Origin of the sequence: Paraburkholderia sp., from assembly GCF_004298475.1 — a bacterium.
Lineage (GTDB): Bacteria > Pseudomonadota > Gammaproteobacteria > Burkholderiales > Burkholderiaceae > Paraburkholderia > Paraburkholderia denitrificans.
In genome coordinates, this window is record NZ_SCRP01000031.1 from 88,742 (window position 1) to 105,279 (window position 16,538).

General features: G+C 60.2%; 13 protein-coding genes and 1 pseudogene. 6 read left to right on the forward strand and 8 right to left on the reverse strand.

All coding sequences use genetic code 11. From position 1 onward, the window contains the following. Positions 1–22: 22 nt before the first annotated feature. Both EPN59_RS15325 and EPN59_RS15330 read right to left on the reverse strand, forming a co-directional pair. The gene (locus EPN59_RS15325; protein WP_293035442.1) at positions 23–154 is read right to left on the reverse strand and encodes a hypothetical protein; all 132 of its coding nucleotides are present in this window, start codon (positions 152–154) and stop codon (positions 23–25) included. Then, positions 123–372: pseudogene (locus tag EPN59_RS15330) on the reverse strand (helix-turn-helix domain-containing protein); the annotation flags it as partial. The gene EPN59_RS15325 and the pseudogene EPN59_RS15330, both read right to left, overlap by 32 nt. Before the next feature lie 14 nt (positions 373–386). Between EPN59_RS15330 and EPN59_RS15335 the strand changes: the two are divergent. The 6 genes from EPN59_RS15335 to EPN59_RS15360 all read left to right on the forward strand — a co-directional run bounded on the left by EPN59_RS15335 (position 387) and on the right by EPN59_RS15360 (position 7,389). Then, complete coding sequence (locus tag EPN59_RS15335) at positions 387–1,001, forward strand: OmpW family outer membrane protein (RefSeq protein ID WP_293035434.1); 615 nt, start codon at positions 387–389, stop codon at positions 999–1,001. 532 nt (positions 1,002–1,533) lie between these two features. Then, positions 1,534–3,231, forward strand: a complete 1,698-nt coding sequence (locus EPN59_RS15340; RefSeq protein ID WP_293035432.1) for a methanol/ethanol family PQQ-dependent dehydrogenase — start codon at positions 1,534–1,536, stop codon at positions 3,229–3,231. A 119-nt stretch (positions 3,232–3,350) separates the two neighbouring features. Continuing rightward, positions 3,351–4,583, forward strand: coding sequence for a c-type cytochrome (locus EPN59_RS15345; protein WP_293035430.1), 1,233 nt, complete (start codon positions 3,351–3,353; stop codon positions 4,581–4,583). Between the two features lie 58 nt (positions 4,584–4,641). Next, positions 4,642–4,956, forward strand: coding sequence for a high-potential iron-sulfur protein (locus EPN59_RS15350; protein ID WP_293035428.1), 315 nt, complete (start codon positions 4,642–4,644; stop codon positions 4,954–4,956). 223 nt (positions 4,957–5,179) lie between these two features. Continuing rightward, positions 5,180–6,265 carry a porin gene (locus tag EPN59_RS15355; RefSeq protein ID WP_293046335.1) on the forward strand — a complete coding sequence of 362 codons (1,086 nt, stop codon included), beginning with the start codon at positions 5,180–5,182 and terminating at the stop codon, positions 6,263–6,265. Positions 6,266–6,363: 98 nt separating this feature from the next. Next, complete coding sequence (locus tag EPN59_RS15360; RefSeq protein ID WP_293035424.1) at positions 6,364–7,389, forward strand: porin; 1,026 nt, start codon at positions 6,364–6,366, stop codon at positions 7,387–7,389. Between the two features lie 25 nt (positions 7,390–7,414). Here EPN59_RS15360 and EPN59_RS15365 read toward each other — a convergent pair whose 3' ends face one another. The 6 genes from EPN59_RS15365 to EPN59_RS15390 form a co-directional block, all read right to left on the reverse strand. Next, a complete protein-coding gene (locus EPN59_RS15365) occupies positions 7,415–7,843 on the reverse strand; it encodes a biopolymer transporter ExbD (protein WP_293035422.1) in 429 nt (142 codons plus the stop codon). Further along, on the reverse strand, positions 7,834–8,586 hold the full coding sequence (locus EPN59_RS15370) for a MotA/TolQ/ExbB proton channel family protein (protein ID WP_293035420.1): 753 nt from the start codon (positions 8,584–8,586) through the stop codon (positions 7,834–7,836). The genes EPN59_RS15365 and EPN59_RS15370 overlap by 10 nt, the downstream gene beginning before the upstream one ends. Positions 8,587–8,639: 53 nt before the next feature. Continuing rightward, positions 8,640–9,383 carry an energy transducer TonB gene (locus EPN59_RS15375; RefSeq protein WP_293035418.1) on the reverse strand — a complete coding sequence of 248 codons (744 nt, stop codon included), beginning with the start codon at positions 9,381–9,383 and terminating at the stop codon, positions 8,640–8,642. Then, complete coding sequence (locus EPN59_RS15380; protein ID WP_293035416.1) at positions 9,370–11,667, reverse strand: TonB-dependent receptor; 2,298 nt, start codon at positions 11,665–11,667, stop codon at positions 9,370–9,372. Before EPN59_RS15380 ends, EPN59_RS15375 begins: the two co-directional genes overlap by 14 nt. Positions 11,668–11,744: 77 nt before the next feature. Then, positions 11,745–13,271 carry an aldehyde dehydrogenase family protein gene (locus tag EPN59_RS15385; RefSeq protein ID WP_293035414.1) on the reverse strand — a complete coding sequence of 509 codons (1,527 nt, stop codon included), beginning with the start codon at positions 13,269–13,271 and terminating at the stop codon, positions 11,745–11,747. A gap of 440 nt (positions 13,272–13,711) precedes the next feature. Beyond that, positions 13,712–15,748 carry a sigma-54-dependent Fis family transcriptional regulator gene (locus tag EPN59_RS15390; RefSeq protein WP_293035412.1) on the reverse strand — a complete coding sequence of 679 codons (2,037 nt, stop codon included), beginning with the start codon at positions 15,746–15,748 and terminating at the stop codon, positions 13,712–13,714. Positions 15,749–16,538: the final 790 nt, after the last annotated feature.

Genomic DNA, 16,538 nt, shown 5'->3' on the forward strand with positions numbered 1-16,538 from the left:
GCTTCGATAGACTTCGTATGGCTCACTTCTGCGAGTTGCACAGCTTGAGCGCAATGTCGAGCTTCGCAATCCAGCCGGATTCGTCGAGGCGCGCGCCGAGAATGCTTTCGATGCGCTCCATCACGGCGCGGCGCACGACCTGGGTGCCTGCCATACAGGCCTGCCAGACGTTCACTGGCGAAGCGGGTTTGCCATGTGGTAATGAAACGCGAATCGCATCGCAATTCGTTCATGATCGCCCCGCGCGAGGCCCCTTCGTCGAGCAGCAGGATCAGCCGCCGCTCGCCTTACTTGGCCAACGGCCATCGTTCGGCTGCGCTGCATCGACAGCAGTGCTTCGCGCTCGGCTTCACTCAGATTCATTTTTCCCATGCACCTTTAGATCGGTGCAATTTCATTGGTTCAATGGACTAGTCGTCGGCGGTCAATCGATTGCCAATACCGGAGCGGATGTCGACAATGCCGATACGCTGGGAATCACATTCACGCATTTCTTTACCGATAGCATTGCGCTTGAAACGGTAACCGGAATTCCGCCCAAATTCAAATTCTCAGGTACGGGAGTTCTTGCGTCGCCTTCAATTAACCCACTCGGAGACGTTCGGCAATGGAGTCCGGCGCTGTTGCTGAAGTACTATTTTCTGCAACCTGAGGGGAGATGGCGACCCTGGCTGGGCCTCGGCGTCAGCTACATCTGGTTTACCCATGCTCACGTGTCGGCTGCTTTTCAGCAGGCACTGAGTATGCAGTTGACCCGCGGTGCAACAGCGGGGCTGCCAACCCGCGCGCATGTCGATAGCGAATGGTCTCCCGTGTTCAACGGAGGGATTGCGTACCAATTCGATAAACACTGGTCGGCCGCGTTTTCGATCTCTTATCTTCCGTTTTCGACCAGGGCCAGCCTGACCACCCCGCTCCCGGCAGGAGAGACGGTTAAAAGCGTCGCGAAGATCACGCTTGATCCATTGGTAACGCTTGTCTCCGTAAATCACTGGTTCTGAGGGCCGAAAAACCGGTCAATAGATCATCCGCAGGCGGTAAGGCTGATGTTCTACCGCCCACATCCTGGTTAGCGATTCCGGTGGGAAGTGCCGATTCCCGGCGATCAATGCTCGCGGTGACCATCGTTCTGGTGGTCGCCGCTCGTCATTTCTGCCTCATCCAACTAATGGCTGTCATCCGGCGTTCAACATCGACAATCAGACCACTGCCCATTGCATCTCCCGTAGCGCTCAGCAACCCGCTGTTTGCGGGTGCTCCACGCAGCAGTGTCCTGTTTGGTGACATGTGAAACGAGGGGTGTGACGAAATGCGACAGATGCAGTCATCTATCGTGCTCGGGCAAACCCTGACTTGAACGTCGGAAAATCTCAAGATAGCTTGATCTTTGTGATGTGCGGCATTCTGGCACGGAGTGTGCTTTAACGATGTCAGTTGAATCGGTGCCTGCCTGGGTGTCCGGTTTATCTGCCTGTCACGCCAATCCAAAATCTGGAGACGAAAATGAGAAAACGTGCTGTTTATGCACACCGAATGACGAAGTTGGCAATCGGAATCGCTGCCGTTGCAACGCTGGCCGGCGGCATGGCCCGGGCGGCTTCGGACTATCAGGACGTGACCTTCGAGCGGCTGGAAAACGCGCAGAGCGATCCGGGCTGGCTGACCTACTACCGCACGTACAACGGTCAATCGCACTCGTCCCTCAATCAGATCACCGCAGCGAATGTGGGCGATCTCAAGGCGGCGTGGACCTATAAGTTTCCCGAGGCATTGAAGCAGGGCTTCGAAGCGACGCCGATCGTCAACGGTAATTATCTGTTCATCACCACGCCGAAGAACAACGTCTACGCATTCGACGCAAAAACCGGCGAAAAACTCTGGAACTACGAACCGAAGCTGGGCGCCGAGTCGTTCAAGACGGCCTGCTGTGACGTGGTTAATCGCGGTGTCGCCCTGTACGGCAAGAACGTCTATATCGCGATGCTGAGCGGCGAAGTGGCTGCGCTCGACGCGAAAACCGGCGATCTGGTGTGGAAGAAGCAGATGTTCGATCCCGGCCTCGGCTACGCGTTCTCGCTGGCGCCGCTCGCGCTGAACGATTCGATTCTCGTGGGCACGTCGGGCGGCGAGTATGGGATTCGCGGCTATATCGCGGCGCTGAGCCCGAAGGATGGTTCGATCCAGTGGAAGCGCTACACGATCCCGGGCAAGGGCGAGAAGGGCAGCGAAACGTGGCCCGACGGCATGCAGGAGCACGGCGGCGGTGCCGCGTGGCTGACGGGTACGTACGACCCGAAATCGAAGACGCTGTATTGGGGCGTGGGTAACCCCGGCCCGTGGCTGGCGGCGCTGCGCCCGGGCGACAACCTGTACTCGGATTCGCTGCTCGCGCTCAATCCGGCGAACGGCGATCTCAAGTGGCATTACCAGTACACGCAGAACGATACGTGGGACTACGACGGCGTGAACACGCCGATCCTCGCCAAAATCAACTATGAAGGCAAGGATCACAACGCAATCATCCACGCCGACCGCAACGGCTTTTTCATTGCCATCGATCGCGACACCGGCAAGCTGATTTACGCGAAGCCGTTCGTCAAGGCGACCTCGGTCACCGGCTACACGGACGATGGCCGCCCGGTTGCGGACGCAAGCAAGTATCCGAAGGCGGGTACGACGATCGATACGTGCCCGAGCTTTCTCGGTGGCAAGAACTGGTGGTCGATGTCGTACGACCCGGTTCGCCATATCGCCGTGGTGCCGACCCTGCATGCTTGCATGAGCTTGTCCGGCAAACGGGTCAGCTATATGGAAGGGCTGCCGTATCTGGGCGAGGGCTTCGAGATCAAGCCTGAACCGGGTAGCGAAGGCTTCGGCGAACTGCAGGCCATCGACGTGAATACGGGCAAGAAGCTCTGGAGCCACTGGACCAAGATGCCCTGGAATGGCGGCGTAGCGACGACGTCGACCGGTCTGTCGTTCAGCGGTTCGCTCGACGGTCACCTGTACGCGTTCGATACCGCAACCGGCAAGATCCTCTGGACGAGCCCGCAACTCGCAAGCGGCGTCATCGCGCAGCCTTCGGTGTTCGCAGTCGACGGCAAGGAATATGTCGCGGTGGTGGCCGGCTACGGCGGCGCGAATCCGATCTGGGGTGGCCCGATGGCCGACATCGCCAAGGATGTTCCGCGCGGCGGCACGCTGTACGTGTTCGCGCTTGGCCAGAACTGATCCCCGCTTAGTTACGCCTAGTTAGTTTAGTCACGTTTGTTTTTGTTTGGTCTTGTTTGATCCGTGCCCTGCCCTGCTGCACGCAGGGCACGGCTTGCTTGCCTCAATCGGAACGCATCATGAAGAATATTCGATCGACCTCCCTGATTTTTGCCTCCCTGGTCGCTGCAGGGGCGGCATGTGTGCCCTCAATTGCCTCTGCACGGACTGTTCGGGTTTGCATGTTTCCTGGCAACCCTACGACAGCGCTGGACACGTCCGTGGCGCGCGAAGTGTTTCGTGTTGCTGGTATCGAAGCAACGATCGGCGAAAAGGGCATCAAGGACGGTGACGACGATGGCGTTTCGACGCATGAGCTCGCAAAATCGCTGGCGCACAATTGCGACGTGGTCGCCGGATTCCCGGTGTCGTCGGACGCCGACAGCCACGGAACGTCCATGCTGTACTCGCAGCCTTACCTGCACTCCGGCTATGTGAGCATTGCGCCGCACGGCGCGGGCGCCGCGGCGCCGGAACATGAAACGATTGCCGCAACTTATTCCAGCCCGTCCCAACTGATCGCAGTCCAGCAGCGATATGCACACTACGATCTGGAGAACACCTCGGAGCAAACGGTCAACGCTGTGGCGACGAAGCGTGCTCAACGCGCCATCGTCTGGTATCCGGCGGTCGTGGCTTATGAGCGCGCGCATCCGCATCAGCGCTTCGATGTGGCGCCGGTGGCTTCCGACTATTCGGACTGGACCCTCGTGTTCGCGCTGAACTCGGGCAGCGAGGACCTGCGCCAACGTATCGATGCGGCGCTGACGAAATTGCGCGAGAGCGGCGCACTGGCCAGGCTCACGCGTGAGTGGGCGCTGCCCGACAACCTGCGGGCAGCGGCGGTCAGCCGGCCGGTCCATGCGCGGCCTGCGTCCGGTGGAATCCGCCTTGCAGGCTATACACCTTCTTCCGGCTCATCCTTCGGCGGCGGTTTTATCAAGGTGGCGGACAGTACGGCCACCGCGGGGGTGCCGTCGTTCGACAAAGAGCAGGTGGCGCATGGAAAGGCGCTTTATACCAGTTCCTGCGCGAAATGCCACGGCGACAATCTGGAGGGTAACGTTGGGCCCGCGTTGAGCGGTCCGGCATTCGCTCCCGCCGAGCATTCTCATATCACGGTCAGCGGTATTTTCCAGTACATGTCCAACAACATGCCCGCCGATCACCCCGGCCAGATGAAGGACGCGGATTATGCCGACCTGATGGCCTTCCTGCTCTATCAGAACGGTTACAACGCCGGCAAGGGTCACCTGACGGCAGACATCGCGAACGACTCCACGGCACCGCTCAACGCCGGGCCGCGCAAATAACTGAGGATTGTCCAGGCTAACGACTGGACTTCAAACTTTTTTATTGAGGAATGCGAAAATGATTTCTAAAGCAAGACGAGTGTTCATGATTCAATCGATCGGCGTATGCGCGTCGCTCGCCATTGCGCAAGGCGCGAAAGCGGATGTGCCGCTCGTCGACGAAAACGATGCGGCTGCCAAGGGTCTGGGTTACCACGCCAACGCAGGCACGGTCGATGCAGCTCACACCCCGAAATACCAGGCCGGCCTGAAGTGTGCCAACTGCCGCTTCTTTAAAGGGGCGTCGAACGAGGCATCGGGGACTTGCCCGATGTTTCCCGGCAAGAACGTGGCCGCAGAAGGCTGGTGCAACGTCTACGCGAAGCGCGTCTGATCGAACGTAGCTGCAGGTCTCGACTGTAGCTCGCTGATATCTGACGTTGTCAATTAATATAACAATCAATGTATTCGAGGAGGCGCGTATAGGAGAACGTGACGTGTCCGATCCCATGTCCTGATTGGAGGGGATGGTGGGAAATCAAACGAAGTGAACCAATATCACTCGAATAACTAGAGACATAATGAAAAATAGACATTTTCGAAAGACCTTCCTGTTGGTGGTGCTGGGTGGAGCGTCCGGTGTGGCGTCGGCGCAATCGTCTGTGACCTTGTACGGAACGATCGATGCCGGTGTGCTGTATCAGAACCGTGCGGCAACGGGATCGGGCAGTCAGGTTCAACTCGCAACCGGCGGCATCGCCCCGAGCATCTGGGGGTTTAGAGGGGTTGAGGACCTCGGCGGCGGCATGAAGGCCATTTTCAATCTCGAAGGGCATTTCAGCAGCAATAACGGCACGCTGACGAGCGGTCCTGGATTCACGTCGGAGATATTCCGGCGCCAGGCCAATATCGGACTCAGCACCCACTGGGGCACGGTCACCCTCGGACGGATGTATAGCCCGTCGCTGCTGGCCGCCATTTCGACCGAGCCGAGAGGTTTTGCCGAGAATCTCTCGAACCTTTATACGTGGGCATACAACCAGTTGCCTGCGCCGGGCAATGCTGAAGGCGCGGGCACCAATCCCGGCAACGACGTTGGCGTGTTCATCGGCAATGCCGTGCAGTATTCGAATACGCTGGGGCCGGTCTGGGTGGGCGGCGCCTGGTCGTTCGGCGGCGTACCCGGCAGCCTCAAGAACGGAAGCGAAATGTCGTTGGGCGCGACTTATACCGGCCCGTTTACCGCATCGGCGGCGTATCAGTCGATTGCCGACAGTGTGACGGGGGAAAACGTCAGTCGCCTGTGGAATTTCGGCGTGGCAATGTCGTACGGTCCGCTTACCGGCAAGCTCAACTATCTCGGCGTGATCGATCGCTCGGTCTTTGGGCCGGACATCTCGAACGTTCGCTCGATCAGCCCCGGCATCGATTACCGGTGGAATTACGCCAATACGCTGACGCTGGCCGGCTATTACAACACCTATAGCGGCGCGCACCGAAGCATCACGCGATCACTGGTGTTGAGCAACAATTTTTCATTGTCGAAACGCACCACGTTGTATGCGCAGGTCGCTTATGTCGATGCCGGCGTAGTCGGAACAGCCGATCCGCTCGAAGGACTCAAGACGTCCATCGTATCGGGCGGCACTGCAGCGGGTGCGAAGACGGTCCTGGCGAACGTCGGCATCATGCATCACTTCTGATCGGCATCTGAATAGAAAGACGAAGTGCCCGGAGGAGAGGCATCTTGAGGGGTGGGTATTGGCGCCGTGGTTCGCGGCACGTTGGTATCCGTATCAGCGTGTCGCAACGTATATATGCGTTCGGCGCGCTGGGCGTATTGCTCGCATTGACGCCCAATGCGCGAGCGCAGGCATCGGTCACGCTTTACGGCCTGATGGATACGAGTATTGAGACCACCAATCCGGGCGGCCGGTGGGTGTCCCGAATGGATTCGGGCGCCTACCGCGGGCCGCGCATCGGGCTGCGCGGCAGCGAGCCGGTCTTCGATGGCACGAGTATTCTGTTCGCGCTCGAGAGCGGTTTTGGTACGACGGATGGGACGCTTTCGACGCCAGGCACGCTGTTCAGCCGCCAGGCGTGGATTGGCGCTGGCGGCGGATGGGGCCAGGTGCGTGTCGGTCGACAGTACTCGCCGATTTATATCCCGTTCAAGGGCATGATCGACGCGTTTGGCGCCGGGACGATCGCGTCGGGGATGAACAATTTCTCGAAGATCACGCCTTATCTGAGCGACGCCATGACCTATCTGTCGCCGACGATCGCGGGTTTTAACGCGACCGTGATGGCGTCGCTGCGGGCAAGCAGCGATAACGACGGCAATGGACTCGCGGGAAATATCGAAACCGTCACATATCGGCACGGCCCGGCTCTGCTCGCCTACGCGCACCAGCAGACGCACGGCAGCGGCGCGCTACGTACGAATATCGCCGGTGCTTCATACGAAGTGCAAAAGGCGACTTTGTTTGCGGACTGGTTCAACGATGCAGGAGCCGGTAAACCCGCTTTTCACAACGACGGCCTTGCGGTGTCGCTGCGCTATGCGTTCACGCCTGTCTTCGATGCTTCGCTTGGCTACGCGTACGTGCGTGACCGTTCGGGCAAAGCAAACAACGCCGACCAGTTCAGCGCGATGTGCGAGTACAGTCTGTCGAAGCGGTTGCAGTTCTATGCCAGCGCCGGCTGGTTGCGTAACCGCAATAAGGCGGCGTTTACACTGCGCGGCGTGAACGTTACGGGCCTGCCACCCACCTGGCCGGGCGCGCCGGTGCGAGGCATGCAGATCGGCATGATCAACCGGTTCTAGCCGGATTGCGAGCAACTGGGACGGCTCACGGCCGTCCCTGTGGAACGGTCACAAAACCGATTTGTGTCATTCCTGCCGCTTGCGCTTGAGCCATCACGTCCGCGACACGCTCGTAGCGCACGGCACGGTCCGCATGAAGACGCAGCTCGGGACGCGGGCTCGCCGCAGCTGCCGCGATCAGTCGCGCGGAAAGCGCGCCGCTTTCGATACGCGTGCCATTCCAGAAGATCGATCCATCCGCCGCGATGCCCACGTCCACATGCTGCGCCGCCGTTGCCTCGGGCTGACTGACGACGCGCGGCAAGTCGATCTTCAGCGCATGCTGTAGCGCGGGTATCGTCACCATAAACACGATCAACAGTACGAGCATGACGTCGACGAGCGGCGTCATGTTGATCTCGTTCATCAATGCATCGTCGTTGGCGTCGTCGCCGAAAGGTGCATTCATTGCCATTCGAGTGCTCCGTTGTTGTCGTCGACGCGCTGTGTGCGCGCCACCGCAGCGCCACGCGAGCCAGGCCGCATGTCCGCCACGAGGTAGGCATGCAAGTCGTGCGCGAAGCGGTTGAGCTTGTGTACGACGGTGCGATTGGCGCGCGTCAGCGCGTTATAGCCGAGCACGGCCGGGATCGCGACGAAGAGCCCGAATGCGGTCATGATCAGCGACTCGCCGACCGGGCCCGCTACATGATCGATCGTGGCCGTCCCGCTTGCGCCGATCGCCATGAGGGCGTGATAAATCCCCCAGACCGTGCCGAAGAGGCCCACGAACGGCGCAGTGCTGCCGATGGACGCGAGCATCGCAAGACCGCCCTGCATGCGTGCGATCCACTCGTCGAGCGTGTCTTTGAGGCAGCGTGTGATCCATTCCGAAGCGTCGATGCGCATGTGGATTTGCGGATTGGCGTCGCGATGATGCGCTGCGGCAGTCTTGCCCGCGCGCGCGAGGGCGAGTAAAGGGTTGTGCTGTGGGTTCGTCCCGGCAGCGTCCAGGCTTTGTACGCCGGCTTCGAATGAGCCCGCATGCCAGAACGGCGTAACGGCGCTATCGACGTAGCGTGCGAGCCGGACGATGCGCACGAGCTTCACGACGATTACGACCCAGGAGAGCACCGACATCGTAAATAGCACGATGAGGATTGAGCGCGAGACGATATCGCCTTGCGACCAGACGTTTTCAAGTCCGTAATGTTGCATAACGCGTTCTCCGTGATTCTCCGTGACCGCTGCTGCGGGTTCTTTCGATCGGATCAGTTCTCCAGCCCGAAGGTGAAGGGCTGTTCGAACGTTACCGGAATGGGCACGCCCGCTTCGAGATACGGGTGACATGTGCTGCCCTGCAACGCGCCAAGCGCGGCTTCGTCGAGGCGCGGCGAGCCGCTGCTACGCTTTAATTGCGCGTGTTGAATGTGCCCTTCCGTGTCCACGACGAAGCGCACGAGTGCCGTGCCGGTTTCGCCGCGTCGGCGCGCCGCTTCGGGGTAGTCGGGTTGCGTGATGCTGCAATCGATATGCGAAACCGGTTTCGGGGTGCGTATTTCCTGCGGAGGCGAAGCCGGTTGTGCTATTGGCGGCGTGGCCGGTTGCGAAGTGGTGGGCGCAGTTGACGGTGGCGGCGCAACATTCGCTTCGCGCTGTGGTGTTGTTTCGATGTGCTGCGCCGGTTGCGGTAGCGCGGTGTTATTCCGGTTTGCTTTCGGTAATTGGCGCGGTTGCGGTCGCGGCTGCGGTTGCGAGTGGGCGGGTGCGATTGCCGGTGTGCGTGCCGGAACGATTGCGCGCTGCGGCGCAGTTGCGACGATGCTCGGCGGCGTAGTCAGCAGGCGCGCGACGATTGTGCGTGGTGTTGCGAGCGGCACCACGCGCACCGTTTGCGCGCGCATCAACCACAACGCGAGTGCGGCATGGAGCGCGAGGACGGCGGCGAACACGACGACGACTTCGTTCGCCGGGTATTTTATCCACACGCCTGGCGCACCATTACCTCCAGGCATAGCGAAGTCCCACCCATGCGCCGCGCGGTGCGCCCACGCCGACGAACTGTTCGTTCACGGGATTCGCGGGATCGAACGAGTGGCCCGGTCCGTTGAAGAAGTTTTCTCCCAGTACGCCAAAACTCGCGTATTGCTTGTCGAGCAGGTTAGTCACGGTTGCGAAGATCTGCAACTGCTTTGTCACATTCCACGTCGCGTCGAGATCGATCAGGAAATAGCTTGCGATCTTGCCATTCGCGTCCTGGTTGTTTTCGTCGCCGCGCGCAAAGATGCTGCCGCGCCAGGTGAGATTCGTACCGAAATTGACCTGCGAGACCGGCGTGTAATCGAGCCTCAGCTTCACTGAATTGGCCGGGATGCCCGGAATACGGTCGCCGGATCGCACGACGATGTTGCCGTTCGCATCGGCGCTCGAATTGCTCCGGCTGCGCGAAACAAAAGTCGACTGATAGGTCGCATCGACGTAGCTATAGTTCGCGCCGATGCCGACCCGCCCGATGCGTGTGCGTGCACCCGCTTCGAAGCCCTGGCGGCGCGTTTTACCGACATTCTGGAAGTAACCCTGGCTGCTCGCGCCGCTGCTGATGAATTGAATGTCGTCGGAGAGCGTCGTACGCCAGGCCGCCACATTCCATGTGGTGGCCGAGCCGATCCGCCCGCGCGCGCCGATCTCGAACGTCTTTGCGATCACGGGGCGCAGATCCGGATCGGCGATGAAGTCGTTCGGCAGCGAGCAGGGCGCATTCGGGTCCGCGCAGGCGAGCTCGATCACCGTGGGCGAGCGCATGCCTTCGTTGTAGGTCGCATATACCGTGAGCGCTGTCGACGGGTTCCAGTTCAGACCGACGGCGGGGTTGAAGCGCGAGAACGTGTGACGCCCATCGAGCGCGGGCTGCAGGCCGCTTTCGTCGCCGATGTCGGCGCGTGCCCAGTCGTAGCGGCCCGATACCGTGGCCGAGAGTTGCTGCGTGAGTGAAAGCGTGTCGCTGAAGTAGAAACCGTAGTTCGCGCTATGCGTCTTCGCGTTGGTCTGCAACTGAAAATCGCCGACGCCCACTGTCGCACGTGTTGCAGTGAAAGTGGCGTTCTGTACGGATTGCAGATATTGGGAATTCGCAAGGTCCGCGCTTGCGCCGAGCACCAGATCGTTTTTCATCCCGAGCAGCTTGCCGAGCAGCGTCAATTGCAGGCTCGAACCGTAGCTGTCGGTTGTCACGTCGGACAGCGCGTTGGTGCCTTCCGGCGAAGTGGGATCGGTCGGATCGAAATCGTTGTTGATGTTGCTGCTGGTATTCCGGTTGTCGTAGTGGCGATAGTAGATATTGCCGCTCAATTCGACGTTGTCGGTAAAGTAGTGATCGCCCGAGAGCGTGACCCATGCGGCGCTGTTCTGGTTCTGGTCCGGATAGGTGTACGCCTGACGCGGATTGTCGAGGAACGAGCGCGGGATCGTTTGCGACCCCTGGAGCGTGTTGTCGGCGCCACCTGCCGAGAGCGAGAGGGTCGTATCGGCGTCCGTGTAACGCAGTTTGCCGAAGCCCTGGCGCACCTTGCTCGCATTGTGGTCGGCCCAGCCGTTATCGTTCGCGACGTTGCCCGTCACGTAGTAGTCGAGGTTCGGGCCGATCGTGCCGCCCTGTTCGATTTGTGCGGTTTTTCGTCCCCACGAACCGCCGCTGATTTCGGCGCTGCCCCCCGGATGATTGCGGCCATTCTTCGTCGCCAATGCGAGCGCGCCGCCCAGCGTATTGAAACCGTAAGTCGGGTTCGAGCCGGGAATCAGCTGGATCGTGTCGATGGCGGCGAGCGGAATCAGATCCCAGTTGACGACGTCGCCGAACGGTTCGTTCACGCGCACGCCGTCGAGGAACACCGAAAGCCCTTGTGGCGTGCCGAGCAGCGGCGAGGCCGTGAAGCCGCGATAGTTGACGTCGGTTTGCCACGCGTTGCCCTGAGCCTCGTTGATATCGACGCTCTGGAGGTTCTTCTCGAAGTAGTCGGAAAGTGTGGCGCGGTGTTGCTGTTCGATGTCGCGCGCGCGTACCGTTTGCACGTTCGCGGGAACCTGCGTGAGCGGCGTGCCGATGCCGAGCAGCGGTGTCGTGCCGATCACGACGATGGGCGCGAGTTGCTTTGCGGCCGTGTCGTCGCCAGCCGTGGCAGGCGGAGTGCTCTGTGCCAGGACGAGGTGCGGGACACCTGCAAGCGTCGTGCCGAAGGTAAGGATGAGGCCCACGCGGCGCCTGATGTGCAGCCGGACAAGATGGCTTTGGAATAGGCGCATGATTTTTATCGGCACATCAGGAGTGAACGATGGCCCCTAGGGGGCCATCGTGCCATCGTGTTACCGGGCAATCGGAATCAGAAGAAACCGAGTGCGTCGGCGTCGTAACTCACCAGCAGGCACTTCGTCTGCTGATAGTTCGACAGTGCCATCTTGTGCGTCTCGCGTCCAATGCCGGATTGCTTGTAGCCACCGAACGCCGCGTGCGCGGGATACAGGTGATAGCAATTGGTCCACACGCGCCCGGCTTCGATCTCGCGGCCCATGCGATACGCGCGGGAGCCGTCACGCGACCAGACGCCCGCACCCAGTCCGAAGTAGGTGTCGTTCGCGATCTCGATGGCTTCCTCTTCGTTCTTGAACGTCATCACCGATGCGACCGGGCCGAAAATTTCCTCCTGGAACACACGCATCTTGTTGTTGCCGAGCAGCATCGTCGGCTTGACATAGAAGCCTGCGTCCAGATCGGATGCGGGCGTAGCCCGTGCGCCGCCGGTCAGGCATTGCGCGCCTTCATTGCGTCCGATGTCGATATACGAAAGGATTTTATCGAGCTGTTGCTTCGATGCCTGCGCACCGATCATCGTCTGCATGTCGAGCGGATTGCCGGCCTTGATGCGTTCGACGCGGGCCACCGCGCGTTCGATGAATTTCTCGTAGATCGATTCCTGAATCAGGATACGCGACGGGCAGGTGCAGACTTCACCTTGATTCAGGGCGAACATCGCAAGGCCTTCCAGTGCCTTGTCGAGGAACGCGTCGTCATGGTCGAGCACGTCGGCGAAGAAGATGTTCGGGCTCTTGCCGCCCAGTTCGACGGTCGAGGGAATCAGGCTTTCGGCTGCCGCGCGCAGAATGCGCTTGCCGACCGGCGTCGAACCCGTGAACGCGATCTTGGAGATGCGCGTGCTGGTGACCAGTGCTTCGCCAGCTTCCTTGCCAAAACCGTTCACGATATTGATCACGCCCGGCGGGAACAGATCGCCGATCAATTCCATCAGGACGAGAATCGATGCCGGTGTCTGCTCGGCGGGCTTCATCACGATGCAACAACCTGCTGCCAGTGCGGGCGCGAGTTTCCAGGCCGCCATCAGCAGCGGGAAATTCCAGGGAATGATCTGGCCGACCACGCCGATCGGCTCGTGGAAGTGATACGCGACGGTGTTGTCGTCGATTTCCGAAATGCCGCCTTCCTGCGCGCGGATGCAGCCCGCGAAGTAGCGGAAGTGATCGATGGCGAGCGGCACGTCGGCAGCCATCGTCTCGCGCAGCGGCTTGCCATTGTCGATGGTCTCCGCTACTGCCAGAAGCTTGAGATTCTGTTCCATCTTGTCGGCCGCTGCGAGCAGCAGGTTCGCGCGATTGGCGACCGACGTCTTGGCCCACTTGCGGCGGGCGGCGTGTGCGGCATCGAGAGCGGCATCGATATCGGCAGCGTTCGAGCGCGGGATCTCACAGAACACGCGGCCATTGATCGGCGAGATGTTTTCGAAATATTCCTGGCTGATCGGTGCGACCCATTTGCCGCCGATGTAGTTGTCGTACCGGTTGCGATAGGGGTATTCGATATCGATGCCAAGCTGTTTCAGATCGAAGGGATTCAATTGGTATCTCCGGTTCATTGTTTGGAGGAGAACAACGTGAGTGTCGCAAGGGCATCTCAAGCAATATGCGTACCATGATTAAAGAACACCGATCTGGCAGCGTTATCTGCGAACCCGGATCGTGATCGGGCAGCAGGCATGTGTTGCAATTTGGTTCAGGTGGCGCATCTTGCTGGACAATTATGGCGCAATTGCAGACATATTTATATTTCGGAGCGCTGATTTAGATCGCACGGCCTGAATGCCGATTATTCAAAGCGACGCCGCTTCGAAATCACATTCGCCGGACGTCTTTCGCTGCATTGCAGCGAGATGAGGGAAGCCCACACAATAATGAGGGCCATTGCGGTCACAACAGGTGTTCATTTATTGAACACCTGTTGTGAATTAGAGCGCTGCGTGTGACAGATGCGCGCAGTGGCTGGCCGGCGATCGATGTGTCAATGATCGGTCGGCTCGACCGACGGCATTCGCCGGTAGATGGTGGTGCGCGATACGCCGAGCGCGCGCGCCGCCGCGGATACGTTTCCGCCATGGTGGGTGAGCGCGGAGGCGATTGCTGCCGTCGCGACGTCCTGCAAGCGCGTGTTAGCCGTGGCCTGGACATCCGCATTGGGCTGCGCAACTGGTGTAACCGGCGTAACCGGTGTACCCGGCGTATCGCACGGCGTTGGCGTATTGCGGCAACTGACGTTGTCGAAGAAATCGTCGGGCAGATGTTCGCGCCGGATTACGCCATCTTCGTCGACCATGGCCGCAGCCGTGCGCAGCAGGTTGCAAAGCTGCCGGAAATTGCCCGGCCAGGCACAGCTTTCGAATAGCGCCATCACTTCGGGCTCGATGCTCAGTGACGGCTGGTGCGCGCTCTCTTGCGCATTTCCGTACGCGTTTCCGTGCGACTCGTACTGCAGCATCTTCTGGACGACGATGGCCAGGTCGGTACGGTCGCGCAACGGTGGCAGCCGCACCGTGAGGCCGTTGAGCCGGTAATAGAGGTCCTCGCGGAAACGGTTCTGAGCGATCATGTCGCGCAAGTCGCGGTGCGTTGCGCAGATGATCGAGAGGTTCACGGGAATGGCCTTCGTCGAACCGAGCGGATTGACGACCCGCTCCTGCAGCACGCGCAACAGCCGCGCTTGTAACGGATGCGGCATGTCGCCGATTTCGTCGAGGAAAAGCGTGCCGCCGTCGGCCTGCAGCAGTTTGCCGATGGCTCCCTTGCGTCGCGCGCCGGTAAATGCGCCTTCTTCATAGCCGAACAGTTCGGATTCGATCAGCGATTCCGGGATCGACGCGCAATTGACTGCCGTGAACGGTCCGTCACGCCGCGACGAATCGTTATGGATCGCCTGCGCGAGCAGTTCCTTGCCCGTGCCGGTTTCGCCGGTGATCAAGATCGGGATGTCCTTGTCGATGACCTTGCGCACCTTGGTGATCACCGACGCGACCTGCGGGTCTCCGGTATCGAGATATTTGAGCCGCGATAATCCTGCCGCCGCGCCCTGAGCCTGAGCGCCGGTCGCGCGTGCGGATGGATTAGCCGTGTCGTGCACCTCGGGCGGTCGGTTGCCGGGCATTTGTGCGGCGCGCCGGAACTGCACGCGTGCGCACACCACCGCACTATTGCCGAGGTTCAGCATCAGATGCTGGTCGGCGCTGGTGCGCATGCGTTCGATCAGTTGCGCGCACGTCACGTCGAACAGCGACGGCAGCGTGTGCGCGCGCAACGCGGCGAGCGGCATACCGAGCTGGAATTGCGCGCTGCGGTTCGCGGACAGGAACCGGCCGTCTGCCGTGAACGCGACGATCCCTTCCATCAACGTACCGAGGAACTCGGGCCGTCCATGGAAGGACACGCGCAGGGCTTCCCGAAAGGTTGCCGTAAACAGATGGTTCTCGATCATCTGCACGGACATCCTGGCGAGCGCCATCGTGTGCTGGTGATAACTGCGGTGGTCGCCGGTTACGTCGAGTACGCCGGCCACATCGCCGTACGGGTCGAGGATCGGCACGCTCGAACAGGTCATGAAGTGATTCGCGGCGAGGTAGTGCTGATCGCCGTGGACGACCATCGGGCGCAATTCGGCGAGCGCCGTGCCGATCGCGTTGGTGCCCTGCTGGTCTTCAGCCCAGTTCGCACCGGCTAGCAGTGCGACCTTCGCGGCGCGGGGAAGAAAGTCGTCGTCGCCGATCGAGTGCAGGATCAGGCCTTGTGCGTCGGTGAGCACGATCATGCTGTGCGTGTTGGCGATCTGTTCGTGCAGCGTCTCCATCACCGGCATTGCTTGCATGCACAACACGTGGTTCTGCTCGCGCTTGAGTTCGAGCGCCGTGCTCGAAAGGACGTCGTAGTCGGGTCGTGTGCCCACCAGCAGGCCGAACGTCTCGGATCGCTCGTGGGCCTTCTTGATTTCCGCTGGTGGCCGGTTAGCCGGCGTGCCGCCTGCCGCGGCCGCCTGAGGAACGTCATCGCGCATTGTCTCCTCCGGAGAATGTGGCCGGTCGTTTTCCGGACTGTTTTCAATCCATAAAGCAAGTACCGGGCCAAACAAGCACGCGGCATACGCGATTTTCCAGGGCAGGTGGCGAGCAAGGTACCGATGAACGGACCCGCGCCTTGGCTGCTGTCTGCGCGCAATACAAAACAAATCAAATCAAATCAATTGCGGCTCGCTGCGAAATACCGGGAGCGGCATCGTCGAAACTGAAAATCAGAAGATTAGGTCCATTCAGACAAACGAATCACAGCGTCGTTAGTTCAGTCACGCGCCTGGGGTTGTGTCGAATGCAACAAGAGGGCCAACGTGCGATTCGGTCGGACTCGCGCCAAAGAATAGTTTTCGTGCGGTTGTTTGGCAGCGCAACGGCTATCGAAATCACGGGTATGGCGTGCAACTGTTCAGAAAATGATCAGGGTGCGTCGTATTTGGGCAGTGGGGGAGCGCGTCTTTACTCCTTTCCCTTGGAATCAGGCGCTTTCAGACTTTGGCACGGTTCGTGCTGTCAGTTATTCGGGTCACTTCGAGCCGCAGAATCAATGGAGATTTTTCTAAACAGTTTCACCATGTTCAGGCCGCGAAACGGCCGGAATATGCAGTGAAGGAGACAGGGAGAGAAGATGTCTACGATTGAATCAGTTCTTCAAGAGCACCGCGTGTTCGCGCCGTCCGCGCAAATGGTGGCGAATGCGACGGTGTCGGGCATGGATGCCTACAACGCACTGTGCGCGGAAGCCGAGCGCGATTACGAGGGCTTCTGGGCGCGTCT

Excerpts from the sequence above, each read along its gene's own strand:
- EPN59_RS15325 (WP_293035442.1), bottom strand. The coding sequence starts at position 154 with ATGGCAGGCACCCAGGTCGTGCGCCGCGCCGTGATGGAGCGCATCGAA.
- EPN59_RS15340 (WP_293035432.1), top strand. The coding sequence starts at position 1,534 with ATGACGAAGTTGGCAATCGGAATCGCTGCCGTTGCAACGCTGGCCGGC.
- EPN59_RS15345 (WP_293035430.1), top strand. The coding sequence starts at position 3,351 with ATGAAGAATATTCGATCGACCTCCCTGATTTTTGCCTCCCTGGTCGCT.
- EPN59_RS15350 (WP_293035428.1), top strand. The coding sequence starts at position 4,642 with ATGATTTCTAAAGCAAGACGAGTGTTCATGATTCAATCGATCGGCGTA.
- EPN59_RS15365 (WP_293035422.1), bottom strand. The coding sequence starts at position 7,843 with ATGGCAATGAATGCACCTTTCGGCGACGACGCCAACGACGATGCATTG.
- EPN59_RS15370 (WP_293035420.1), bottom strand. The coding sequence starts at position 8,586 with ATGCAACATTACGGACTTGAAAACGTCTGGTCGCAAGGCGATATCGTC.
- EPN59_RS15375 (WP_293035418.1), bottom strand. The coding sequence starts at position 9,383 with ATGCCTGGAGGTAATGGTGCGCCAGGCGTGTGGATAAAATACCCGGCG.
- EPN59_RS15380 (WP_293035416.1), bottom strand. The coding sequence starts at position 11,667 with ATGCGCCTATTCCAAAGCCATCTTGTCCGGCTGCACATCAGGCGCCGC.
- EPN59_RS15390 (WP_293035412.1), bottom strand. The coding sequence starts at position 15,748 with ATGCGCGATGACGTTCCTCAGGCGGCCGCGGCAGGCGGCACGCCGGCT.